The sequence below is a fragment of the Marivivens niveibacter genome (assembly GCF_002150005.2).
Classification (GTDB): domain Bacteria; phylum Pseudomonadota; class Alphaproteobacteria; order Rhodobacterales; family Rhodobacteraceae; genus Marivivens; species Marivivens niveibacter.
Window position 1 is genome coordinate 386,733 of record NZ_MSPP01000002.1, and the last position, 23,394, is coordinate 410,126.

The following is a 23,394-nucleotide window of genomic DNA, read 5'->3' on the forward strand; positions in this document are numbered from 1 at the left end:
TGTGAGATAGAGGAAATCCGTTGGCCAATTTACGCGACACCGCATTGGATAGCTTGCTTAGTCCGATTGATGCTGACATTCGGACGGCATCGCGGTTTGCGATTTTGGCTAATCTGATTTGGCTGCCGCAAACGGCTATAATCGCTTTGGTCTTAGCGCGACTGTTGCAAGGTGATCGGCCCTACATCGGTTACATGGTCATCTGTTTTGTTGGGCTCGCCATCATTAGAACGGTATTCGCCGCGATGTCAGAGGCGAGGTCAAGCGCCGCAGGTGATAGCCTTATTGCGCAATGCCGTCGGATCATCGTTGAAAAAGAAGCTCGGTTTTTTAGTGCTGAGATCGGGGCGGGGGCAACGGCAGCGCTGAGTTTCGAAAAGCTGGATATGATCGTACCCTACGTCGGCCGCTATCGTCAGGCGATGGCGCGGGTTCGTATTGTGCCCATAATTATTATCGTCATCGCGGCATACTACAGCTGGGTGGCTGCGTTGATTTTCATGATTACGGGGCCGCTCATTCCCGTTTTCATGGCTTTGATTGGTTGGGCTGCGAAAGACGCCAGTGAAAACCAGATGGCCGAAATGGGCACGATGAATGACATGATCGTTGATCGGCTGCCTGCGATTTTGGATATGCGGCTGCTGAATACATCGGAGCGGTTTGTAAAAGGATTTACTCAGGCAGCAGACAGATTGCGTACCCGAACGATGGCGGTCCTGAAAATCGCCTTTTTGACATCTACGGTGCTTGAACTCTTTGCCGCGATTGGTGTCGCTCTTATGGCGATTTATTTGGGTTTTTCGCTATTGGGCGCTATTGGTTTTGGCCAATCATGGGGTGGTTTGACACCTTTTTCGGTGATCTGGATTCTGCTGATTGCACCGGAATTTTATCAATCATTGCGCGATCTATCCGCTGCTTGGCATGATAAGGCTGCGGCAAGCGCTGTCGCTGACGATTGGCAAAAATGGTTTGATCAGGTTCGACCACCGGTCATTGGGGCAGGGCAAAGCGCGTTTTTGGGTGAAACATTTGGTGTGAAAACTATTGGGGCTGTGGCGCAGGTGGGGCAGCAGCGTATCCAAATTCCTGATTTCGAAGTTAAATCCGGTCAAGGTATCGCAATCACTGGGCCGTCGGGGGCCGGTAAATCAACGGCGCTCAATGCATTAGCGGGTTTGGTGCCAATTGTGGACGGTGCCGTACATGTGAATGGGCAGGTTTTGGATGACGACAAAGTAGCAGCGTGGCGTGACGAAATTGGGTGGATGCCGCAGGCGCCGCATTTTTTTGATGATACGCTACAGTTCAATCTAGATTTTGGAACGGGCGCGGATATCTGGCCGGCGTTGAAATCCGTAGACATGGCAGACGTTGTGGATCGATTGCCCAATGGTGCACAAACAAAGCTTGGCGAAACGGGTGGTGGTTTGTCAGGAGGAGAAGCGCGCCGACTGACTCTGTGTCGGGCTATTCTGGCGAACCCTAAACTGATTATTGCAGATGAACCAACGGCAGATTTAGACCCTAAAACGGCTGAAATAGTTACAAATGCCTTGTTGAACCTAAAGTCAAAGGGTGTTGCGCTGATCGTATCAACGCATGATGCGCGATTGGCCGAACGGATGGATCAAGTGATCGAGGTATCGGCATGAAACCCATGTTTAACATCATGCGCGCAATGATGCGCGACCACGGCACATCCGTTTACATCGGCGCAGTTCTATCATTCGTCGTGTTGCTTATGGGGGCAGCATTGATCGGATTGTCCGGCTGGTTCATCACGGCGGCGTCCGTTGCGGGGCTAGCGGGACTGGGCGCTGTTTTTGACGTGTTCCGCCCGTCTGCGGGGGTGCGTTTCTTGGCATTGGGGCGCACCGCAGCGCGGTATTTCGAACGTCTATCTACGCATGATGCGACTTTGCGGTTTTTGGCAATGGTGCGGGTGCAAATCCTAACTGGTATGGCGCGCGCGCCTTTTCGCGAGCAAATCCAGCTTCGTAGTTCCAAAGCCTCTAACCAAATTGTGGCTGACGTAGATGCCTTGGATACGATCCCACTTCGGTTGGTTTTCCCGATTGTTGGTGCCGTAGCGACATTGGTTTTTGCGGCGATCCTGTTGGGACTGTTGGTCGGCTGGGGCATTTCCCTGTTTATCACGCTAAGTTATTTCATATGTGGCGTGATCATCTTTGGTGTCGGCGCACGGTTAAGTGCGCGTTCAGCGGTCCGCATTGAAACCTTTTCGCAGGTCACTCGATCGGGTTTAATTGACCTTATCCGTGGCCGATCAGACCTAACAGTTTACGGCCGCATCGATCATGAAACTGCCAAATTGCACGCGGGCATCGATACGGTTCTGGCTGAACGCCATAGGCTCGCGTTTATGGATCGTGTAATCGGGGCTGCTATTGGCCTTTCAACGCAGATTATTATTGCGGGTGCGCTGGTGATCGGGGTTCTATCGTATGAACGTGGCGGTCTTTCGATACCTATGGTCGCGTTGTCAGTCTTTGCTGCGCTGGGATTGTCAGAGGTTTTACCGCCACTACGCCGTGCAGCGATTGAATTTGGCCGGGTCCGTTTGGCCGCGTTACGGGTAGAACCAAGCCGAACATCAGCGGTCGCACCAGAAAAAATGCAGATCGAAACGACAAGTTTTGACGTTGATTTTGGTTTCGGCGAACCTGCTAAGGCTGGCGATACCATTGTTTTGACCGGCCCTAGCGGCGCTGGGAAATCTACGCTGCTGCATCAAATTGCCGGTCTTATGGATGGTGATGTAAGGATTGGAAATCGACCCGTCTGTGATTGGCCAGAATGGCAGTTACGTGACCACCTGACATTGCTTCCGCAGCGGTCGGCGCTGGTGTCTGGCAGTTTGCGCGACAATTTTCGACTAATCGACCCAGACATCGACGATGATGCGATTTATTCCATACTGAACAAGGTGTTGTTGGCGGACATCATCCGCGACCGTGGTGGTTTGGATTTTCAAATCGGCCCAAAAGGCGAAGGGCTGTCAGGTGGTCAATTGCGCCGTGTTGCTTTGGCGCGTGCTCTGGTCCGCAATCCTGATATTCTGCTGCTGGATGAACCAACCGAAGGGTTGGATGACCCAACAGCACGTCAAGTTTTGGCAAACATCAGAGCCGCTTTGCCGAATTCTATTTTTATCATCGCGGCGCATCGTCAGGCTGAGATCGACCTTGCTACGCGCATTTTGCATATCGGGTAATGCGACATCACAAATGTGACTTTTTGATACATGTCAAAGTTACATCAAAGAATCATGATAAGTAGTCGTTGAATTAATCCGTATTTTCAGGAGCCCATACTATGGAACTGGATATTGTCGAACTGTCACGGTTACAGTTCGCGCTGACCGCCATGTACCACTTTTTGTTCGTGCCTCTTACTTTGGGGCTGTCGATCATCGTGGCAATCATGGAAACCGTCTATGTGATGACCAACCGCCCCATCTGGCGTCAGATGACCAAATTTTGGGGCACGCTGTTCGGCATCAACTTTGTTTTGGGGGTGGCGACAGGCATCACCATGGAATTCCAGTTCGGCATGAACTGGAGCTACTATAGCCACTACGTCGGCGATATCTTTGGCGCTCCGTTGGCCATCGAAGGCATGATGGCGTTTTTCCTAGAGGCAACATTCGTCGGCCTGTTCTTTTTCGGCTGGGATAAACTGTCAAAGGTGGGCCATTTGGTCACCGCATGGTTGGTCGCGCTGGGGTCGAACTTTTCGGCGTTGTGGATCCTGATCGCGAATGGCTGGATGCAGAACCCAGTGGGCGCTGAATTCAACCCTGTGACGATGCGCATGGAAATGACATCGTTCAAAGAGGTGCTGTTCAACGAAGTCGCCCAAGCCAAATTCGTTCACACGGTTTCCGCGGGCTACGTCACTGCGGCGGTGTTCGTTCTGGGCGTTTCGGCATGGTATCTGCTAAAGGGTCGTCACATCGAATTGGCCCGCCGTTCGATCGCGGTTGCAGCGTCGTTCGGTCTTGCCTCGGCCCTATCCGTGGTCGTTCTGGGCGATGAATCGGGTTATTCGGCCAGCCACACACAGAAAATGAAACTCGCCTCAATCGAAGCGATGTGGGAAACGCACGAGGCGCCTGCACCGTTCACTTTGGTCGGTATTCCGGACCAAGAGGCGCGTGAAACCCATTACGCTATTGAAATCCCGTGGGTCATGGGCCTGATTGGCACTCGTTCGCTGAATACGGAAATCGCAGGTATCGATCAGTTGGTTGAAACCGCAGAACAGCGCGTTCGGTCCGGTATTTTGGCCTATGACGCGTTGATGGATATTCGCGCGGACCTGAACAACATTCAGCCTGACGATCAGTTGCGATTTGAACAGCATTCTGACGATCTAGGGTTTGCCATGTTGCTGAAACGCTATGTGGACGATCCGCGCGATGCGACCGAAGAACAAATTCAAATGGCCGCGAACGATACAGTTCCAACCGTTTGGCCATTGTTCTGGTCGTTCCGTATCATGGTCGGGCTTGGCTTTAGCTTTATCGCGTTGATGGGGTATTTCTTTTTCATGTCGTCCTTCCGCGGAATGCGGTTCCCCAAACTGGCTTTGCAGGCTGCAGTGATCATGATCCCCGCGCCTTGGATCGCCGCCGAAATGGGATGGTTCGTGTCTGAATTCGGGCGTCAGCCGTGGACTGTTGATGGCGTTCTGCCAACTGCGATGTCGGTCAGTGCGCTATCGGTTGGTGAGCTTCTGTTCACACTGGCTGGGTTCATCATTTTCTACACGGTTCTGTTCGTGGTCGAGATGGGCCTGATGATCAAATACATCCGCAAAGGTCCGTATATGGACGTCGACACCACCGATGCGTGGATGACCAAACACAACAACCGACTGGCCACTACGCCAGCCTCTGAACTGGCACCAGCGGAGTAAGAGCTATGATTTTACATGAATTGATCGGTTTCGCTGAACTGCGAATGATCTGGTGGGGCCTTATGGGCGTTTTGCTGATCGGCTTTGCCCTGACGGACGGGTTTGACATGGGCGTTGGCGCGCTGCTGCCGTTCGTTGCGAAAAATGACACCGAACGCCGTATGGTGATCAACACCGTTGGTCCCGTTTGGGAAGGGAACCAGGTTTGGTTCATCCTAGGTGGCGGCGCGATTTTCGCCGCTTGGCCGCCGTTATATGCGGTTAGCTTCTCGGGCTTTTATCTGGCGATGTTTGTGGTGCTGGCCGCGCTGATCGTGCGTCCTGTTGCGTTCAAATATCGGTCCAAACGCGATGACGTGCGTTGGCGTACAACATGGGACTGGGCGCTGTTTGCGGGTGGTTTCGTACCTGCGCTGATCTTCGGCGTGGCTGTGGGCAACGTGCTGCAAGGTGTGCCATTCCACCTGACGCCTGAACTGCTGTCGATCTACGAAGGCGGCGCATTCGGCAAATTCTTTGGTCTGCTGAACCCATTTGCCCTGCTGACCGGCGTTGTATCTGTTGCGATGCTGGTGATGCACGGGTCGGCGTGGCTAGGCCTGAAATCCGAAGGCGACATCGTCGTGCGTGCCCGTAAATATGGATCAATCGCAGCCATCGTGGCAGGCGTCGGTTATGCGCTGGCTGGTGTTTGGCTGATGACAGGCGTTGATGGTTATGCCTTCGTGAACGAGGCCGTAAAGGACGGCCCATCTAACCCGCTGATGTCTGAAATCGCCAAAGGCGGCAGCTGGATCACGTCCTACGCCGACCGTCCGTGGATCGCAATTGCGCCGATCATGGGTTTTGCCGGTGTTGCACTGGTTCTGGTGTCGATACGCCTGAAACTAGAGGTGATCACCCTGCTGTTTTCCAAAATGGCGATCCTTGGCATGGTGGCCAGCGTCGGCCTGACGATGTTCCCGTTCATCCTGCCATCGTCGACCGATCCGAATTCGTCGCTGACGGTTTGGGACGCGTCTTCGTCGCATCTGACGCTGTTTATCATGCTGTTTGTCGCCGCGATCTTTATGCCGATCATCCTGTCCTACACCGCGTGGGTTTATAAGGTGCTGTGGGGCAAGGTCACGGAAAACGACATCAACGAAAACAGCCATTCTCTGTACTAAGAAAGGAAAGATCCCATGTGGTATTTTGCTTGGATCCTTGGACTTCCTCTGGCGGCTATTTTTGCGGTGATGAACGCAATGTGGCTGGAGCTGCGCGAAGATCAGCGTATCGCCGAAGAGGCCGAACAGTAATAATCACAGCGCAATGATGTGATTATCCCAATTGACGGGGTGTTCTGCCAAATGGCGGAGCGCCCCGTTTTCCATTGCAGCGATATGGCCGTACCCATCGCTGGTCATGTATCCACGCGGCAGTGTCACCAGACCGCAAACATCCGTCTGCATGGTGGCGCCAATGAATTCGCCTGTATCAGTAAAACGGTGGAGGCGCCCGCCCTTGGGCGAAGAAATCGCAATTTCGTGGCCATCGCCGCTGAACGCGATGGAGCCTGCATAGCCTTGCATCGCAAAGGCTTCGTTCAGCGGCGCTTCGGCCAGAATGACGTCCGAACCGCGTTTGTGCAGGCCCAGAATGGGGGGCAAAAACGATGGGTCTGCTTGCCACTGCATCGCAAAGCCGACCAATCCATCAGGGCGTACGGCCAAATGGCGGATCGAATTTTTCGACAGCTCTGGGTCCAGTTCAACCATGTCCAGCAGGCCATCAATCGACAGATAGGCCAAGTTCGGGCGCATGGTTTCGATGTTCAGTTTCGTGCGGCCAAAGGCATCGGTGTGGATCCCGCCGTTTGCCACGACCAGCGTGGCACCGTCGTCCAGCAGTTTGACGTCATGCGGGCCCAACCCATGGGTCGGGATCGCGCCGATACGTTTGAAATTGTCCGATGCGTCCCACAGGCCCAGAAAACCTTCGCTCGTTTCGGCGATTTGTTCGGTGGTCAGAAGCAGATTGCCGTCATCCAAAAACATGCCGTGGCCGGAAAAACTGCGTCCCGTAGGCGCGGTGAGGTCCTGCATCACAGCGCCCGTCAGACAGTCGATCACTAGCGCAAAGGTACCGGGACGGCGGGCAAAGGCGACGGCGATGGGTTTCGTGGGATGCCCTGCGCCGGCATGACCGCGCGCGGGTAGAGGCACCTGAAACGCGATTTGACCCGTATCCGTGATGCCGCACAGCGCGTAATCGTCACCAACCTTTGCTGCGGCGATAAACGACGGGTTGCCGACCGACGCCCAGCTGATCGTTGGCGCAGCAGAGGCCGCCAAGAGCGATGTCAGAAATTGGCGGCGGTTTGCCATCAGTCACCATCCGATGCGTTAAACCCAGCCGAGATTCCCATCACCAGCCCGATTTCATTGCTGACGCCCGCGCCGATGGCATCCACGTTTTGTCCCATAATTTGCAGCAGCAGCCAGGCTTGGGTATCGGTTTCGATATTAGCAAAGCTGGGGTCGGTCACCCGATCCGCTGTTTTATGCAATTCGCCCAGCGCGGCGGTTGTGGCGGGCAGGTCCGCGCCCATCAACAGGTGCGCTTGTTCAACCATCGCATCCGCCGATAAAACGATATTGCGCAGCGCCCGATCTGACCGCCACGCATTCGCACGGGTTTCGCGGGGGCGATCAAAGGTGCCTAGCGGGCGGTTCACATTCTGGATCGTCAGGTTTTCCAGCCCCGACACGATCTGGGTATAGAACGTGGCAAAGGCGTGCTCTTCGTCGATCACTGGCGTACTCACGCCATCGCCTTCGCCCAACATGATCGGCGCATAATCGTTTGCCCAGCCGTTCGATTGGCGGGCAACCTCGGCGCTGAAATCGGCGGTGATTTGTTTCAGCAGGTCGCAGGTGTAATCATCAGCGCCATATCCGTTGAAACGATCATCAAACACCAGCATTTCGATCGACATCAGGCCGCGCGCAGCAATCGACATCGTCGCGTATTCGTCCGCATCGTAGGCGATCGGGTCCTGATCCGCGATCAAATCGGCCAAGGTGCGGGGGATAAACCCGCGATCATCAGGCCAAAATTCGATATTCAGCGTGCCGTTTTCTGTGGGGCCTAATTTCAGGTTCCGCACGTTCAACCAATGATCAAAGGCATCGTTGTAATAGGGTGCGACGTTTTCGGGCGAACAATCAGCAGCCGTTGCATCGGCCATAGTCGCGGCGGATGCGGCAAAGGTATCCCACGACGGCAGGATGTAGTCATTCAGCAAGCTATCAACATTTGCTGCCGCAGGGGTGGCGAAGGCGATGGTGAATAGGGTGGCGCGGATCATAGGCTCTCCAAAAATGCGATAAGAGCATCGCGGTCGGTTTTTGGCATGTCGATAACGGCGTCACGATGCGGCGCAGCTTCGCCGCCGTGCCATAGGACAGCCTCTAGGATCGAACGGGCGCGGCCGTCATGCAATAGATTAACGGCGCCGCTGACTTGTTCGGTCATGCCAATACCCCACAGGGGCGCGGTGCGCCATTCGGTGCCTGTGGCGCGGGCTTCGGGGCGGTGGTCGGCCAATCCTTCGCCCATGTCGTGCAATAGAAAATCAGAATAGGGCCAGATCAACTGGAACGACTGTTCTGGGCGATCCTCTAGCCGCGAGGTCACGAATTTCGGCATGTGGCAGGATGCGCAGCCGGTGTCATAGAACACCTCTTTGCCGGCCAAAACTTGCGGGTCGTCCAGATCGCGGCGGGCAGGGACGGCCAAGTTGCGTGAATAGAAAGTGACTAGATCTAGGCCGATCTCATCAACCTCGAACCCGTCTTGGGCATCGTCATTACCGTGGCGCGCGTTGATGCAATCAGCCTGACCCACCGTGCATTCGCCCCAAGGGTTCGGGCTAAGAGGGCTGGAAATGCCGATATCACCGGCAAAAGCATCCGCCGACTGTTGTTTGATCGTCGGATTACCCGCCTTGAGCCCGAAACGGCCCAGCATGGGTTGGTCGAATTCCGTCGACCAGACGATATTTGGGCGGCCTGAAATGCCGTCGCCATCCGCATCATTTTCATCAGCGTTTGCCAGAATATCGGCAGCTGGGATCGCTTCGATCAGGCCAAGGCCGATCATTTGCGGCGCAATACGGGGGGACAGCATCGCGTCGGGATGCAAGTCGCCATATCCCAGATCAGCCGCCGTATAGGTTGGGCTGCGCAAGGTCGCGGTTTCCCCATCGCTTAGTTCGATTTCGATGTCTTCGTACTGGATATCCAGACGGTATTCAGCGTTGTGCCCCGCGACTGCAAAATCTTGCAGCTGGAACCCATAGTTCGGATCGGCAGCCGTTGGGTGGAACCCTTCGATGGCTTCGATCTGTTCGTCATAGCTGCCCGGGATCGAAATCCGTAGGAACAGGGAAACGGCGTTATCATCGGGGCCTTCTGGAGTGTGACCACGGCCATCTTTGATATGGCAGTTTTGGCAGCCGCGCGCGTTATACAGCGGGCCTAAACCATCGGAGGCCAAGGTAGACGAAGGCGACGATACCCAGATTTTGCGGAATAACCCGTTGCCGACCTTGAAATCTAATTCGCCTTCGAAGCCGATGTTCGCTGACGGCTGCGAAAAGGCATCGGCATTGGTGCGGGCGCGTACGGTCGCGGCGCCAGCGGGATTTTCTTCGAACCGTTCTGGGGCTGAGAAATCTGTGGTCGGCGCAGTGACCGCCGCGATCCGCGCGGCTTCGTCGCTGGTGCGTGGAATAACATTTAGATGAATATCTTGCAGATCGTCGTATGTGACAGTCTGAGCAAAAGTTGCGCTGCCCGTAAGGGCAACGCAAAGCGCAAGTTTATTCGGCTTGGTCCATCGTGGACGCATTGAGCAGGGCATACCCTTCGGCTCCCAATCGGTCGTGTAGGTCAAGTTGAGTCTCAAGAAAGTCGATATGCCCTTCTTCGTCGGTCAGCAATTCCTCGAACAACTTCATCGACACATAATCGCCAACGGTTTGGCAGTACGTGCGTGCCTCAGCGTACAAAGCGCGGGCTTCTTTTTCCGCAGCCAAATCCGCCTCTAGCGTTTCTTTGGGTGTTTCGCCGATACGCAGTGCATCCAATTTCTGTAGATTTGGGTGCCCACCCAAGAACAGAATGCGTGCGATCAGTTTGTCCGCGTGATGCATTTCTTCAATGCTTTCTTCGCGGCTTTTGGCGGCCATTTTTCCTAGCCCCCAGTCTTCTTGTAGTCGGTAATGCAGCCAATACTGGTTAACGGCTGTTAGTTCGGACCGAAGTGCGGTGTTGAGAAACTCAACGACTTTTGCGTCGCCCTTCATTGTTGTGCTCCTGTGCTGGTGCGGATCTTAGTCCGCGTAGATGGCTGGGTACACCTAGGTTATCATTGGATCGCATTGTGGAAAGGAAAAGCGACATGCAATTTCCGCAATCTGCCGCTTTGCCTAAGGCGCGATATACTTTTCCCGGAGTGATGATCGTCCGTTCATCCGATGCACGCATCCAGTCGATGGCGGCATGGATGTCGCGGTCCGAAATATTCTGACAGCTACAGACGATCATCGTAATTACTCCTTATTGGAAAACAGCGTCTGGGTTGTCCAAGCTGTCCGAACCTTCGAACGCGATTGCGTCCAGGCCTAGCGCTGCAACAACTTTTTCAATGCTGCGGGTTTGGTCGATCAGGCCGTTTACGGCGCCCATGACCAGTGCTTCGCCTTCGGCGTTGCCGCGTTCCAGCATCATATCGTACGAGAATCCGTTTTCTGCGGCCTCAACAATGTCGCCCAGCGCAGCAACGGTAGTGTTCAGTTTCGCAGTCAGTTCAGCGTCCAATTCAGGGTTCGCTGCTGCAACCAGTTCGGACAGGGACGGGCCAGACACAACGGTGCCGTCTACGCGGGTGTAGGAGCCCAGATATACGTTCTGAACGCCCAGACCGTCGTAGTAGTGCGAATTATGCGTGTTGTCGGAAAAACAATCGTGCTCTTCTTCTGGGTCATTGAGCATCAGGCCCAGACGCATACGTTCACCAGCCTGTTCACCGTAGGACAGCGAACCCATACCGGTCAGGATCGCGATGATGCCTGCGTTTTCGTCAGCGGTCAGCTCTGCGCGGGCTTCGCCTTCGGCGGCCCAAGCGGCGGTGATGAATTCCAGATCGGATACCAGTAGATCGGTTGCTGCGATTAGGTAATCGCCGCGGCGGTCACAGTTGCCGTTGGTGCAATCGTCGCCATCTGCGTAGTCGGTGTATGGACGGTCGCCAGCGCCAGCGTCGGTGCCGTTCAAATCTTGGCCCCACAGCAGGAATTCAATCGCGTGGTAGCCACGTGCGACGTTGGTTTCGATACCGTCAGCTTCGTTCAGGCTGTCGGCGATCAGTTCGGGGGTGATGTTGGTCGCGTCGATATCAACGCCTGCAACGGTAAAGGTCGGGTTCGCAATAACGTTCAGCGCTGCGAATTCGTTTTCGTCGGTTGGGCCGCCATAGGACGCATCCACATAGTCGATCAGGCCTTCGTCCAGCGGCCAAGCGTTTACCAGGCCTTCCCAGTCGTCAACAATCGCGTTGCCGAAACGGAAAACTTCGGTCTGTTGGTAAGGAACGCGCGCGTCCAGCCATGCCGAACGTGCAGCCGCCAGCGTGTCTTCGGATGGGTTTGCGACCAGTTCGTTTACGGCAGCTTGCAAAACTTTCGCGGTTGCAAGGCTGTCAGCATAGCCTGCTTCGGCGATGTTCGCATAGGTGTCCAGAACGGCAGCGTTGTCAGCTGCGACCGATGCGGTCGCTGAAATTGCCAAAACAGCCGAGGTGGCCAAAAGTGTACGGTACATGTTGTCCCTTTCAATGCAGCGTAGGAGGGGTATTCAGATCAGCGGACATCATCATCCGCCGGAATGCGATGCCGACCTGTTGTGCCAGGTCAGCCATGGGCAGGGCCAAATCAGCCCGCACAATAAGGGATGCAATCAATGCTGCGTCTTCGCGGGCACCTTCGCCAGCAAGCGCAACCAGATTTGCAAAACAAGATTCATCAGCGCCAAGGCAGCTGCAGGTCAATGAATGACGCATTAAAGGGCGGCGGCCATAAGTGGTGCAGCTTTGGCATAGTTCGTTAAATGCGCCTAAAGCGGCTTCGCCTTGGTCAATGCCCAGGGTCGACAAGAAATCCATGCGCAGGCGATCAGCACCATTTGCACCGTCGCACCACATACGAAAATACAGCACGGCGGCCGCCTCGACCGGATCTAGGTCGGCCATTTTGCCAACGGGAGCGCCGCCACGGGGCGTATGGGGTGTATTCGACAGGTCGGACATAATCGCCTCTTCGAGTCAGGTTGCGGGTTTTCTGACTAATTTTGTCGGCAATGTCAATTCCGACAATTTTACTTTGGTAAATCTTAATTGTGTCAACGGGTCAAAAACGCGTCAGCACAATTGCGAAGCACCGGAAGTTCAGCCACTAATCGGCAACTCAAAAGGAATAACCATGCTCGATCGTGTTGCGAGACGATTAATCGACCCACCTCTTAACGTGCTAGGTGCGCGTATGGCTCGGCTGGGAATTGCGGCGAATGCCGTGACGATTGCTGGGCTGGCGCTGGGCCTGATCGGCGCGGTCTGTGTGGCCTTTGGCCATTTTGCGACGGGATTGATGTTTATCCTGTTAGGCCGTTTGTTAGACGGTCTGGATGGGGCTGTGGCGCGTCATAGCTGCAAAACCGATTTTGGCGGTTATCTGGATATCACCTGTGATTTCCTGCTGTATGGTGCTGTGCCGTTGGCTTTTGTTTTGTATGACCCTGCGCTGAACGGCGCAGCAGGCGCATTTCTGCTGGCGTCATTTTATACAAACGGGGCGAGCTTTCTGGGCTATTCAATCCTTGCGGAACGGTTTGATATGGAAACCTCTGCTCAGGGCGTCAAATCACTGTATTATTCTAACGGACTGCTAGAGGGCACGGAAACGATCGTGTTCTTTATCCTGCTGTGTCTGTTTCCCGCTGCGTTTGCTGGCATGGCATGGGTGTTTGGGACCTTGTGTTTCCTTACAGCGATATTGCGCGTTTGGGGCGCGCGACAGGCATTCGATAAATGAAAGGAAAACTAATGAAGCTTTCGACATTTGGTGCGGTGTTCATGGCGCCGACAATTGCGTTTGCTGAAACTGATCCCGCTGATTGGGATGCTATTGCACAGACCGCAAACGGCCAAACAGTCTATTGGAATGCTTGGGGTGGATCCACGTCAACGAACGCATTTATCGAATGGGTTGGTCAGCGCGTCGCCGAAGATTATGGCGTGACGTTAGAACATGTGAAACTATCCGACACCGCCGATGCAGTTTCCCGCGTTTTATCAGAAAAACAGACAGGGCAAGACACTGGCGGCGCAATTGATATGATCTGGATTAACGGCAGCAACTTTGCCGCGATGAAAGATGCGGACCTTTTGTTCGGGCCTTTCGCGACAGATTTGCCGAACTGGGCCTACGTCGATATTGACGGCAAAACCGTGGAAACCGATTTCACGGTTCCCACCGAAGGCTACGAAAGCCCGTGGGCCATGGCTCAGGTTGTATTTATGTATGACACTGCCGACATGGAGCCTGTGGGATCAATGCAGGAATTGCTGGATTGGGCTGTCGCGCACCCTGGACGTTTTACATACCCGCAACCGCCCGATTTTCTGGGGACAACATTCCTAAAGCAGGCTTTGGTTGATCTGATCGATGATCCTGCCGTTCTCGCGCAACCCGTGACCGAAGAATTGTATGACGAAGTGACCTTGCCGCTATGGACGTGGTTAGAGGCGCTAACGCCGAACCTGTGGCGCGGTGGGGAAATCTATCCGCAGACTGGTCCTGCGCAGCTGCAATTGATCGCCGATAACGCGGTTGATCTAGCAATTTCTTTCAGTCCTGGCGAAGCATCCACCGCGATTGCGAACAGCCAGTTGCCAGACACAGTGCGTACCTTTGTTCTGGATAAAGGCACAATCGGTAACGCGTCATTTGTTGCGATCCCGTACAATTCTGATGCAACCGAAGGCGCGATGGTCGTTGCAAATTTCCTATTATCACCAGAAGCCCAGATCAGAGCGCAAGACCCCAATGTGCTGGGCTACGGCACCGTACTGGATATGGCGAAATTGTCTGATGAGGACGCCGAAGCGTTCGGTGCATTGGATTTGGGCGTTGCAACATTATCGCCAGCTGAACTTGGCACGGTTCAGGATGAGCCGCACCCCAGCTGGATGACGCGTATCGCAGAGGATTGGCAAGATCGGTTTGGCGTTCGTTAATCCATGATGCGGGCTGTCGTTATTGTCGCCTTGATCGGGCCGGTGATCGCTGGCCTGATCGGGGTAGCGTTGCCCGCGATTGGATATTTTCCCGCAATTGGGCGGGTCGATTGGGGACTTGAGGCATTTCGCGACGTTATCGCGTGGCAGGGGTTCGGCCCAGCTGCGCGGCTGTCTGTCTTTACGGGTCTTGCTGCAACCGCCCTGTCGATTATTGTCAGTTTCTTTCTCCTCGCCGCGCTTACGGGGAATGGTCAAAAACGGCTTCGGTTATATTTGGGCCCCATGTTGGCGTTACCCCATGCAGCGGTAGGCTTTGCCATCGTTTTTTTGATCGACCCAACTGGCATTGTGTCACGATTGATCGCGCAGCTTGTCGGCTGGTCGCGCCCGCCAGACGTTGCGATCATAGGCGATCCCTGGGGGCTGTCGCTGATCCTGGGGCTGGTTGTCAAAGAAATCCCCTTTCTCCTGTTCATGGCGTTGGCCGCTCTGCCACCGTTAGCTGCTTTTCAACGGATCAAAGCGTGCAAGGCTTTGGGATACGGCCAAATGGCAGCGTGGATATACGCCGTTGCTATCCCATTATATCGTGCGATCAGGATGCCGGTGTTTCTGGTGCTGGCTTATTCAATGACCGTTGTTGATATGGCGATCATCTTGGGCCCGACAACGCCCCCAACATTGTCTGTTCAAATCGTGAAATGGATGGCGTCACCCGATTTGAATGTGCGTATGGTGGCAGCAGCAGGCGCGATTGTTCAGCTGTTATTGGTTTTGGCCGTTTTTGCGATTTGGTTGCTCATCGAAACAGTCGCAAAGCAGTTAATCTTGCGATCTGCCAAAATGGGCTATCGGATTCCGCGATTGGGGGCCGCCAGTTTACGCGTCGGGCGATTTGTACGTTACTTTCCAGTCCTTTTCGTGTGCTTTTTAGGGATTTTGCTGTTGTGGTCGTTTGCTGGGTTTTGGTCGTTCCCAAACCTGATGCCCGACGGATTGACGACCCGCGTTTGGGACCAAGAAGCTGGTGGGCTAACGTCGGCATTGTCGAATGCGGCTGTCATCGGAATATGCGTTGCAGGTGTTAGCACATTGTGCGCGATCGCCGTGCTTGAGTCCGGTAAACGCGTCGCGCCCTATCTGTTGTTTGTGCCTTTGATTGTGCCGCAGGTGGCGTTTCTCTTGGGGTTGCAGGTCTTTATGATCCATATTGGTGTGCGATCAGGCATGGCTGCGGTCATGTTCGTACATTTCGTTTTTGTCATGCCCTATGTCTTACTGACGTTGCAGGGGGCATATGACGGCTATGACAGACGATACGACAGGGTGGCGGCAGCTTTGGGGCGATCCTATTGGGTCATACTCTGGCGTGTGAGGTTGCCAATTCTAATCGCCCCTATCATATCGGCGTTTGCAGTCGGCTTTGCGGTATCTGTTGCGCAGTATTTGCCGACACTTTTGATCGGTGGGGGACGTGTCGCAACGATTACGACTGATGCGGTCGCCTTGGCCAGCGGCGGGGACCGGCGTGTGATTGCGTCCTACGCATTATTGCAGGCAATCGCAGCTGTGGGGCCATTACTTATCGCGGCTGTTTTGCCTTATGCACTGTGGCGCAACAGAAAAGGACTCCGCCATGCGTGATGGAATGTTGGAGCTACGCGATATCCGTGTTTCCAAAGGCGACGATACGCTAATGACCGTTGATCTGAATGTCCCAGCGGGGACGATTGCCACGATTATGGGCCCGTCGGGTGTGGGCAAATCTACGCTGTTGTCGTTGATTGGCGGAACATTGGATCCGGTATTTTCGGCGAAAGGTGACATCATACTAGATGGCGTCAATTTAGGCTCTGTTCCGCCTGAAAAACGTCAAATCGGCATTCTTTTTCAGGATGAACTGCTGTTCCCACACATGACAGTTTCGCAAAATCTGGCTTTTGGTTTGCGGCAGGGCGGAACAGCGGCGCAGCGTTGTGATCAGGTGCGTCATGCCTTGGCCCAGATTGGACTGTCTGACTTTGAACGCGCCGACCCTGCAACGCTATCGGGTGGTCAAAAGGCACGGGTGTCGCTGATGCGGACGCTGCTATCGGACCCGCGCGCATTGTTGTTGGACGAGCCGTTTTCGCGGTTAGATAGTGATCTGCGCGACCGAATGCGGCAGTTGGTGTTTGGTCATGCCAAAGAACGCAACATTCCCGTCTTGATGGTCACTCATGATAAACAAGACGCAGATGCGGCAGGTGGCCCAGTGATTAATGTGGGATCAGACCGCCAGAATCTTGCGGAATAGTTGGTCCAAATAGGCATCCGCACCCGGGAATGGATCATCAACGCCGCCCAGAACGGTACGTACTTGCACGTCGAAATCAGCATAGTGCTGCGTTGTCGCCCAGATCGAAAAAATCAGGTGATAGGGGTCTAGTTTGGCGATCTTTCCATCATCGATCCATTTTTGGATGACTTTGGTCTTATCGTCGACCAACGGTTTCAGGCCTTCGACCAGATCGGGCATGATGCGCGGCGCACCTTGGATGATTTCATTCGCAAACAGGCGACTTTCCCGAGGGAATTCACGTGCCATTTCCAATTTGCGGTGAACATAGTCCAAAATCTCTTCGACGGGATCGCCGTCTGGGTTCATTTCCTTTAGCGGGTCCAACCAAGTGTCCAAAAGACCTTCTAGCAGCTCGACATGGATCGCTTCTTTGGATGGGAAATAATACAGCAGGTTTGGTTTGGACAAACCGGACTGTTCGGCGATTTGGTCCAAGGTCGACCCGCGAAAACCGAACTGCGAAAACACTTCTAATGCGGCATTCAGGATCGCGGTCCGGTTGCGTTCCTGAATTCGGGTGCGAGTAGGTTTTTCGGTCATAATTCAGCTCTTTGGCGACTAGGTCGGGGCATTTTGATCACTGCCCCAAGGTAAAGCCCAATCAGGGGGAGGATCAACAGCGGTTTTCCCTTGGATGAAACATCTATTCAGGGTTTATCTGATCTGCGGAATATATTGGGACGAGTGTTAATGACCAGAGCTTTCTATTTATTGGCTGCTGTTTTTGTTGGGCTTTCTGCCTGTACGATGGGTGATTTTCCGTTGGATGCTGATGGAAACCCGATCTACCCGCCAGAGGTGGTTGCGGCATTACCTGAGGGTGTAGACCCAGCGATCGTATTCTCGGCAGACAATGGCTGTTACGCGTTTGAAATCGAAACCACCGATCCGCGGTCTGGGTTTCCTTTGATCGATCGAAACGGTGAACCTGTTTGCGCGCCAACAGTTGAATAGCTGTTTTGACATCATCGCAACAATCGCATTGAGTGGTGCATACCCGCAGGAGAAGCCAAAATGGATTTGTCGATCAGGTTTGAAAACGCCCCCGGTCTGCCCGAGAACAAAGGGCCAGTGACCGTCGGTTGGTTCCTCAATTCGCAAAAAAATGGTGTGATCTATTTCCCGCCGGAACGTTATCGCGGAGCGGAAAAAAATCGCGAACACGCGAAATCTGCGTCGCGCTGTCCGGCTGTGATCAATATGGAAAGCCGCTATTTCGTATTTCGTGCGCCATTTGATCTGAACCTGCAATTTATTCGCGACAAGGACGGCAAACCTGGGCTGAAGAACCTAAATGGTGATATGTCACCGGTGCGCGCGAACAAACTAGGTCAAGTATTGCACATAGCGAATGAACGGGAATGGCGTCATCCAAACGTTCCGACGGTTCAGTTGTCTTTGCCTTATGTGTTGATCGCGGATGAACCCGTTTATGCAACGCAGCTGGCCCCATTTATGGATTATCAAAAAGACCCATGGCCTGGCACCATCTTTGGTGGTCGTTTCCCCATTCATACTTGGCCCCGGCCGTTGATGTGGGCATTCGAATGGCACGACACGTCCAAGCCGCTGAAAATCAATCGCGGCGATCCGTTGTTTTATGTGCAGTTCGAAACGATATCGCCAGATCGTAGTTTCGTTCTGACAGAGGCCGAAGTGACCCCAGAATTGACCGATTACGTCGATTTTGTTTCTGGCGCTGTGTCATATGTGAACCAGACCTTTAGCCTATTCGAACGCGCCGAAGAGGTCAGACCTGACACATTAGTTAAACCCATCCGCAGAAAGAAATAGGCTCTATTATGGCCAAAAACATGCGCGATAGCTGTATAGAGGCGCATCAGTCAGGCCGTCATAGCGATGCACTGCGCCTGTACGGCCAATATCTGGGCGCGGTTCCGTCTGATGCTCAGATGTGGTCGAATTATGGTGCATTGTTACGTGCGACCAAACATTTCCATAATGCGAAACGGGCGCATGAACGTGCCTTTGCGCTATCGCCAAAAAGCCGCACCATTCGGGCTAATTACGCAAACATCCTGTCTGATCTGGGCCATTATGCGCAGTCGATCGACATACGCAGATCGCTGATTAACGAATATGGCGATGATCCCGAACAACACGCGATGATCGGGCGGTGTTTGCGCAGCATGGGGGATTATCAGGGCGCTTGGGATTATCTACGCCCTCGGATCGAACAGTTTCCCGACTATGCGGATATCAAACTTCAGGCGGCCATGGCGTTGCTGGCTATGGGGCAATATCAGGATGCCTTTGCTTTGTATCGCGCACGCTGGATGACCAATGAATTAACCCCGCGGCGTATGCCCTTTCCTGAATGGACGGGGCAGCCATTGGGTGGAAAACATATCATCGTCATGCCTGAACAGGGTTTCGGTGATTTCGTGTTGATGTCTCGTCACGTGTCCGACCTGAAACACCTAGGCGCAACTGTTTCGGTGGTTGTTGAAAAACCGCTTTTTCGGCTGATGCAGGGTCTAAAGGGCGCTGATTTCATCGTTCCTAAGCCTGATCCAAATATCGCTTATGATTATTGGGTCAATGTGATGGAATTAGGCGCGATTATGCTAAAATCGGATGCTGATATTCGTGCGCCTGTGACAATGATCGTTCCTGACGACAGCGTTCAAAGGGCACAGAAAATCCTGTCGCCATTTGAAGATACGTTTAACGTTGGTGTCGTCTGGACGGGGTCAGTCACATATCGTGGAAATGCGTTCCGGTCGTTTAGCCATAGTGATTTTCTACCGCTTTGTGATGTGCCGAATGTGCAGCTGTTTTCACTTTATAAGGGGCCGATGATCGATGCGTTTTACGATGATGGTGCCTCTGGATTGATAGTGGATGCCGGATCACATGACCGCGATTTCGCTGACTGTGCAGCGCTGATGCGTGAATTGGATCTGGTAATTACTTCCGACACGGCGACGGCGCATATCGCGGGATCATTGGGTATACCGGTCTGGGTCATTTTACATATGGATGCATTTTGGGTGTATCGCCACCGCGGCACGACGACTCCTTGGTATCCCAGCATGCGGCTGTTCCGTCAGCGCGAGGCCCTGCGTTGGGATCATGTGATGACCGATGTGCGTCAGGCTCTAAGCGAGAAGGTTTCAAAAAATGGATGATATCCTGGTTCCCGTCGCACCTGGTGAATTGATTGATAAACTGACAATTCTACAGCTGAAATCTGAACGGATCGACGATGCCGCTAAATTGGCGAATGTCGCTATTGAACAATCCGCATTAACGGCCGTCGCAAATCAGGCGATCCCGAAATCTGACGAATTGCAGCGACTTTGGGGCGAATTGTATCAAATTAACGCGGATCTTTGGGTGATCGAAGACGACATTCGTATTTGTGAATCGCATGACGATTTTGGCGACGAATTTATCCGCCTTGCCCGTGCGGTTTATCAAACAAATGACCGACGCGCGGCGGTGAAAAAACAGATCAATTTGCTACTTGGGTCGGCGCTAGTCGAAGAAAAATCATACGCGGATACGGGCAAATGAATTTGGGTGCGCGCCTGCGCCAGCACTACACAGACGCCGCCGCGATCAAAAATGAAATCGCGGTAAAGCTGCGCCAAGAGAAAGGGCGCGGTCGGGCCGCGTTGAACCGCGAATTGCATAGGTTGCGGCGCGGAACAGAGCCGCAGTATCTATTCGCGTCACAAGCGGGCCAAGACATGATCGTGGATCGGTTGTTTAGCGGTAAGACAGGCGGGACATTTGTGGATGTCGGTGCGTATGACGGTGTAACAGGGTCTAATTCATTGTTTTTTGAACAGATCCGTGGATGGTCGGGTGTTTTGGTTGAACCTGTTCCGTCCCAAATTCAAAAGGCACGCATCGCCCGCAAAAGTGAGTGTCTGCAACTGGCGGTTTCCGATACGGCTGGTGAGGCTGAATTCATTGCGGTCACCAAAGGGTTCACGCAAATGAGCGGTTTGGCGCAAAGTTATGACGCCCAGACCTTGGCTCAGGTCAGGAATGATCCGCGTCATGTAGAAGAGTTGGTTCAGGTCCAGACCAAACGATTGTCTGACATCCTGACGGACGTGGGAATTGAACATCCTGATTTCGTGTCGTTGGATATCGAAGGCGGAGAGGTCGCTGTCTTGCGCGATTTCCCGTTTAGCAAACATCGTGTTCAGGTCTGGGCGATTGAAAACAACGCGGGCGATTCCGTTATCGCGTCGATCATGCGAGACGCTGGATATGATCTGGTGGATTTTGCGGGACCTGACGAAATTTACAGATTACGCTGATCGCGATTAATTTCCCCGAAACCTTTGGATCATAGCCCTGATTGCGGGTGAACAAAGGTGGATAGAATGGCGGTTGGAACCAACGCGCCGGTCATTATCAAACGCAAAAAAATGGTCGGCGGTGATGGCCATCACGGCGGCGCGTGGAAAGTGGCCTATGCGGATTTTGTAACGGCGATGATGGCGTTCTTTATGCTGATGTGGCTACTGAACGCGACGACAGAACAGCAACGCAAGGGTATTGCGGATTATTTCGCACCAACAATCCCTCTGGCGCGTGTATCCGCCGGAGGCGACGGTGCGTTGGGCGGAGAGGACGTTTTTTCGCGCAACATGCAAATTCAATCGGGTACGGGCGGCGTGGGGAACAGTGATGGCATGCCGCCGAATGAAACCGATTCTTTAGCCGAATTTGCCGCGATGATTGCTGGCCAAACCGGCGAAGCGTTATTTGCAGAGAACGAATTGCGGCACATTGTGACGTCGATCACCGACGAAGGGCTGGTTATCGATATTTTCGCGACACCGTCAGAGCCGATCTTTGTTGATCGCACTGCTGAGCCCACTCCGATTTTGCTGGAAATATTAGATTCTGTAGGTGCCGCTGCGCAGATGGTCCAGAACGAAATATCGGTTCATGCTCATCATGCGACGCAACCTGTTGTGGTGCGCGATCATATCGTTTGGGATGTTTCGCTGGCTCGCGCGGGTCAGGTCCGTCAGTTATTAGAGGCCGAAAACATTGCGCCAAAACGTTTCGTTCGTGCAGTTGGTCACGCGGACCGCGATCCCGCAGAATTTGTACCCACATCAGTTCGGAATAACCGTATTAGGATCGTTTTTCTGCGGTCCGATCTCCGTTAGGGGCCTGTTAATTGTGATGGCCTAGACCTTTGTGCAACGTCCTGATGCAGAAAGGCTCGATATGACGATTTCCTCTTCTCTTAACGCGTCGGTCGCGGGGTTGGCGGCAAATGCGTCGCGACTTGCGTCGATTTCGGACAATATTTCGAACGCGTCGACCTATGGGTACAAACGGGCCGAAACCGATTTCAATTCGATGGTCGTATCGAGCGCCGAAGGTACATATTCGGCAGGCGGCGTGCGTACGACGACCACGCGTGCGATTGATGAAATGGGGTCTTTGGTGTCGACATCCAGCGCTCTGGATTTGGCCGTCAGCGGACGGGGTATGTTACCTGTGACAACCTCGGCATCTGTAGCTGACGGTGGTAATGACACTCCGTTTCTTATGACGACGACCGGCAGTTTCTCAACGGATGAAGATGGCTATTTGACCACCTCTAGCGGTCTGGTTTTGATGGGTTGGCCCGCAAATGCGGATGGGTCTATTTCGACCCACGCCCGCGATACCGCCGAAGGGTTAGAGCCAATTTTGATCAATGTCAGTGGTTTTGCGGGCGAGCCGACGACGGCCATCGAAATGCAGGCCAATTTACCCGCCACATCAACTGCCAATGGGGCGGAAGGCGCAGCCGAAGAATTGACCGTCGAATATTATGACAATCTGGGAAAGACGGAAAATCTGGGGATAGAGTTTGTTCCGATCGTCGCCGAAGAAGGATCATCCAACACTTGGACGATGGTCATCACGGATAGCGCCTCTGGTGATGCGGTTGTGGGTGAATACACGTTGACCTTTGACGACACGCGCGATCTGGGCGGGACGCTGGAGTCTGTCACGGCTGTGACCGGTGGCGCCTATGATGCCACTAATGGCACGATCACGGTCACTGTAGATGGGGGACCGATTTCTATCGATATTGGAACGCTAGGTGATACCGATGGCCTGACACAGCTTTCCGATACGTTTCAGCCAGGTACAGTGACAAAAGACGGGTCCGAAGTCGGCAATCTGACGACGGTTGGCGTGGATGAAAACGGCAACGTAACGGCGTCGTTTGATACAGGCGTTACGCGGGTGCTGTATCAGGTGCCATTGGTGGATGTGGCTAATGTGAACGGATTAGAGACGGTCGGTGGTCAGGCCTATCGCATCACCAACAGTTCCGGGTCGATGTATTTGTGGGATGCCGGCGATGGTCCGACAGGTGAAATCGCGTCTTATGCCCGCGAAGAATCTACAACCGATGTCGCGAGCGAACTCACAGACCTGATCCAGACACAGCGTGCCTATTCATCGAATGCAAAGGTGATCCAGACCGTCGCGTTGTCTTTGGCCGAGTTCACCTCTTTACCGGTCGAAATCGTGTCTTGTACTTTGGACAGATCAGAGTTGATGGTTTTCAGGGTGCTTAGCGCCACCATGGCGCCATTGTTGGTCAGAATGCTAGACATAAAGGATGTCCCTATAATGTGGCGCTTTGCGCCTGGTTTTGTCTTTGTTCGGTTTTGAACAATCGAAGAGACGCCATTCTGACGCGAACCGGTCCAATGCCGGCATCCATTTCGGATGTGCTGTGATCATGCGTGCGGTGAGCTAAC

Annotated in this window: 24 protein-coding genes and 1 pseudogene; 16 read left to right on the forward strand and 9 right to left on the reverse strand. The window is 53.7% G+C overall.

Annotated features, from left to right (window positions below):
• Nucleotides 1-20: 20 nt before the first annotated feature.
• From BVC71_RS07790 to cydX, 5 genes are all read left to right on the forward strand, one after another.
• On the forward strand, nt 21-1,658 hold the full coding sequence (locus BVC71_RS07790) for an ABC transporter ATP-binding protein/permease (protein ID WP_240516812.1): 1,638 nt from the start codon (nt 21-23) through the stop codon (nt 1,656-1,658).
• A complete protein-coding gene (locus BVC71_RS07795; RefSeq protein ID WP_086451066.1) occupies nt 1,655-3,241 on the forward strand; it encodes an amino acid ABC transporter ATP-binding/permease protein in 1,587 nt (528 codons plus the stop codon). The genes BVC71_RS07790 and BVC71_RS07795 overlap by 4 nt, the downstream gene beginning before the upstream one ends.
• A 101-nt stretch (nt 3,242-3,342) precedes the next feature.
• On the forward strand, nt 3,343-4,947 hold the full coding sequence (locus BVC71_RS07800) for a cytochrome ubiquinol oxidase subunit I (RefSeq protein WP_086451067.1): 1,605 nt from the start codon (nt 3,343-3,345) through the stop codon (nt 4,945-4,947).
• Nucleotides 4,948-4,952: 5 nt separating this feature from the next.
• Nucleotides 4,953-6,116 (forward strand): cytochrome d ubiquinol oxidase subunit II, encoded by a 1,164-nt coding sequence (cydB, locus tag BVC71_RS07805; protein ID WP_086451068.1) that lies wholly within the window; start codon nt 4,953-4,955, stop codon nt 6,114-6,116.
• A gap of 15 nt (nt 6,117-6,131) precedes the next feature.
• Complete coding sequence (gene cydX, locus BVC71_RS07810; RefSeq protein ID WP_086451069.1) at nt 6,132-6,248, forward strand: cytochrome bd-I oxidase subunit CydX; 117 nt, start codon at nt 6,132-6,134, stop codon at nt 6,246-6,248.
• Between the two features lie 3 nt (nt 6,249-6,251).
• Here the strand turns inward: cydX and BVC71_RS07815 are convergent, their stop codons facing one another.
• The 7 genes from BVC71_RS07815 to BVC71_RS07845 are packed head-to-tail and all read right to left on the reverse strand — an operon-like array spanning nt 6,252 to nt 12,300.
• Nucleotides 6,252-7,316, reverse strand: coding sequence for a DUF1513 domain-containing protein (locus tag BVC71_RS07815; RefSeq protein ID WP_086451070.1), 1,065 nt, complete (start codon nt 7,314-7,316; stop codon nt 6,252-6,254).
• Nucleotides 7,316-8,299 carry an imelysin family protein gene (locus BVC71_RS07820; protein ID WP_086451071.1) on the reverse strand — a complete coding sequence of 328 codons (984 nt, stop codon included), beginning with the start codon at nt 8,297-8,299 and terminating at the stop codon, nt 7,316-7,318. Before BVC71_RS07820 ends, BVC71_RS07815 begins: the two co-directional genes overlap by 1 nt.
• Nucleotides 8,296-9,843 (reverse strand): di-heme oxidoreductase family protein, encoded by a 1,548-nt coding sequence (locus tag BVC71_RS07825; protein ID WP_086451072.1) that lies wholly within the window; start codon nt 9,841-9,843, stop codon nt 8,296-8,298. Before BVC71_RS07825 ends, BVC71_RS07820 begins: the two co-directional genes overlap by 4 nt.
• Complete coding sequence (gene bfr, locus BVC71_RS07830; protein WP_086451073.1) at nt 9,815-10,300, reverse strand: bacterioferritin; 486 nt, start codon at nt 10,298-10,300, stop codon at nt 9,815-9,817. Before bfr ends, BVC71_RS07825 begins: the two co-directional genes overlap by 29 nt.
• Complete coding sequence (locus BVC71_RS07835) at nt 10,275-10,541, reverse strand: (2Fe-2S)-binding protein (protein ID WP_086451074.1); 267 nt, start codon at nt 10,539-10,541, stop codon at nt 10,275-10,277. The genes bfr and BVC71_RS07835 overlap by 26 nt, the downstream gene beginning before the upstream one ends.
• Before the next feature lie 12 nt (nt 10,542-10,553).
• The gene (locus BVC71_RS07840) at nt 10,554-11,816 is read right to left on the reverse strand and encodes an imelysin family protein (protein WP_086451075.1); all 1,263 of its coding nucleotides are present in this window, start codon (nt 11,814-11,816) and stop codon (nt 10,554-10,556) included.
• Between the two features lie 10 nt (nt 11,817-11,826).
• Complete coding sequence (locus BVC71_RS07845; protein WP_086451076.1) at nt 11,827-12,300, reverse strand: hypothetical protein; 474 nt, start codon at nt 12,298-12,300, stop codon at nt 11,827-11,829.
• A 172-nt stretch (nt 12,301-12,472) separates the two neighbouring features.
• On the opposite strand from BVC71_RS07845, the gene BVC71_RS07850 reads away from it, so the two are divergent.
• Genes BVC71_RS07850 through BVC71_RS07865 form a run of 4 tightly spaced genes read left to right on the forward strand, consistent with a single transcriptional unit; the run spans nt 12,473 to nt 16,585 of the window.
• Entirely contained in the window at nt 12,473-13,081 is a 609-nt protein-coding gene (locus BVC71_RS07850; protein WP_086451077.1) for a CDP-alcohol phosphatidyltransferase family protein, read from the forward strand.
• Between the two features lie 11 nt (nt 13,082-13,092).
• Complete coding sequence (locus BVC71_RS07855; RefSeq protein ID WP_086451283.1) at nt 13,093-14,286, forward strand: ABC transporter substrate-binding protein; 1,194 nt, start codon at nt 13,093-13,095, stop codon at nt 14,284-14,286.
• A 3-nt stretch (nt 14,287-14,289) separates the two neighbouring features.
• Nucleotides 14,290-15,933: an ABC transporter permease gene (locus BVC71_RS07860; protein ID WP_086451078.1), complete on the forward strand. Its 1,644-nt coding sequence runs from the start codon at nt 14,290-14,292 to the stop codon at nt 15,931-15,933.
• Nucleotides 15,926-16,585: an ATP-binding cassette domain-containing protein gene (locus BVC71_RS07865; protein WP_086451079.1), complete on the forward strand. Its 660-nt coding sequence runs from the start codon at nt 15,926-15,928 to the stop codon at nt 16,583-16,585. The genes BVC71_RS07860 and BVC71_RS07865 overlap by 8 nt, the downstream gene beginning before the upstream one ends.
• Here BVC71_RS07865 and BVC71_RS07870 read toward each other — a convergent pair.
• Nucleotides 16,559-17,170, reverse strand: coding sequence for a TetR family transcriptional regulator C-terminal domain-containing protein (locus BVC71_RS07870; RefSeq protein WP_086451080.1), 612 nt, complete (start codon nt 17,168-17,170; stop codon nt 16,559-16,561). The genes BVC71_RS07865 and BVC71_RS07870 overlap by 27 nt on opposite strands.
• Before the next feature lie 150 nt (nt 17,171-17,320).
• On the opposite strand from BVC71_RS07870, the gene BVC71_RS07875 reads away from it, so the two are divergent.
• The 7 genes and pseudogenes from BVC71_RS07875 to BVC71_RS07905 all read left to right on the forward strand — a co-directional run.
• Entirely contained in the window at nt 17,321-17,584 is a 264-nt protein-coding gene (locus BVC71_RS07875; protein ID WP_086451081.1) for a hypothetical protein, read from the forward strand.
• Nucleotides 17,585-17,644: 60 nt separating this feature from the next.
• The gene (locus tag BVC71_RS07880; protein ID WP_086451082.1) at nt 17,645-18,424 is read left to right on the forward strand and encodes a hypothetical protein; all 780 of its coding nucleotides are present in this window, start codon (nt 17,645-17,647) and stop codon (nt 18,422-18,424) included.
• Nucleotides 18,425-18,432: 8 nt separating this feature from the next.
• Complete coding sequence (locus BVC71_RS07885; protein WP_086451083.1) at nt 18,433-19,782, forward strand: tetratricopeptide repeat protein; 1,350 nt, start codon at nt 18,433-18,435, stop codon at nt 19,780-19,782.
• Nucleotides 19,775-20,170, forward strand: a complete 396-nt coding sequence (locus BVC71_RS07890; protein ID WP_086451084.1) for a DUF6165 family protein — start codon at nt 19,775-19,777, stop codon at nt 20,168-20,170. The genes BVC71_RS07885 and BVC71_RS07890 overlap by 8 nt, the downstream gene beginning before the upstream one ends.
• Nucleotides 20,167-20,928, forward strand: a complete 762-nt coding sequence (locus BVC71_RS07895; protein ID WP_086451085.1) for an FkbM family methyltransferase — start codon at nt 20,167-20,169, stop codon at nt 20,926-20,928. Before BVC71_RS07890 ends, BVC71_RS07895 begins: the two co-directional genes overlap by 4 nt.
• A 66-nt stretch (nt 20,929-20,994) precedes the next feature.
• On the forward strand, nt 20,995-21,792 hold the full coding sequence (locus BVC71_RS07900) for a flagellar motor protein MotB (RefSeq protein WP_086451086.1): 798 nt from the start codon (nt 20,995-20,997) through the stop codon (nt 21,790-21,792).
• A 61-nt stretch (nt 21,793-21,853) separates the two neighbouring features.
• Nucleotides 21,854-23,146 (forward strand): annotated as a pseudogene (locus BVC71_RS07905) (flagellar hook protein FlgE); the annotation flags it as partial.
• On the opposite strand, the gene BVC71_RS15550 reads toward BVC71_RS07905, so the two are convergent.
• Nucleotides 23,083-23,247 (reverse strand): flagellin N-terminal helical domain-containing protein, encoded by a 165-nt coding sequence (locus tag BVC71_RS15550; RefSeq protein WP_338036469.1) that lies wholly within the window; start codon nt 23,245-23,247, stop codon nt 23,083-23,085. The pseudogene BVC71_RS07905 and the gene BVC71_RS15550 overlap by 64 nt on opposite strands.
• Between the last annotated feature and the right edge of the window lie 147 nt (nt 23,248-23,394).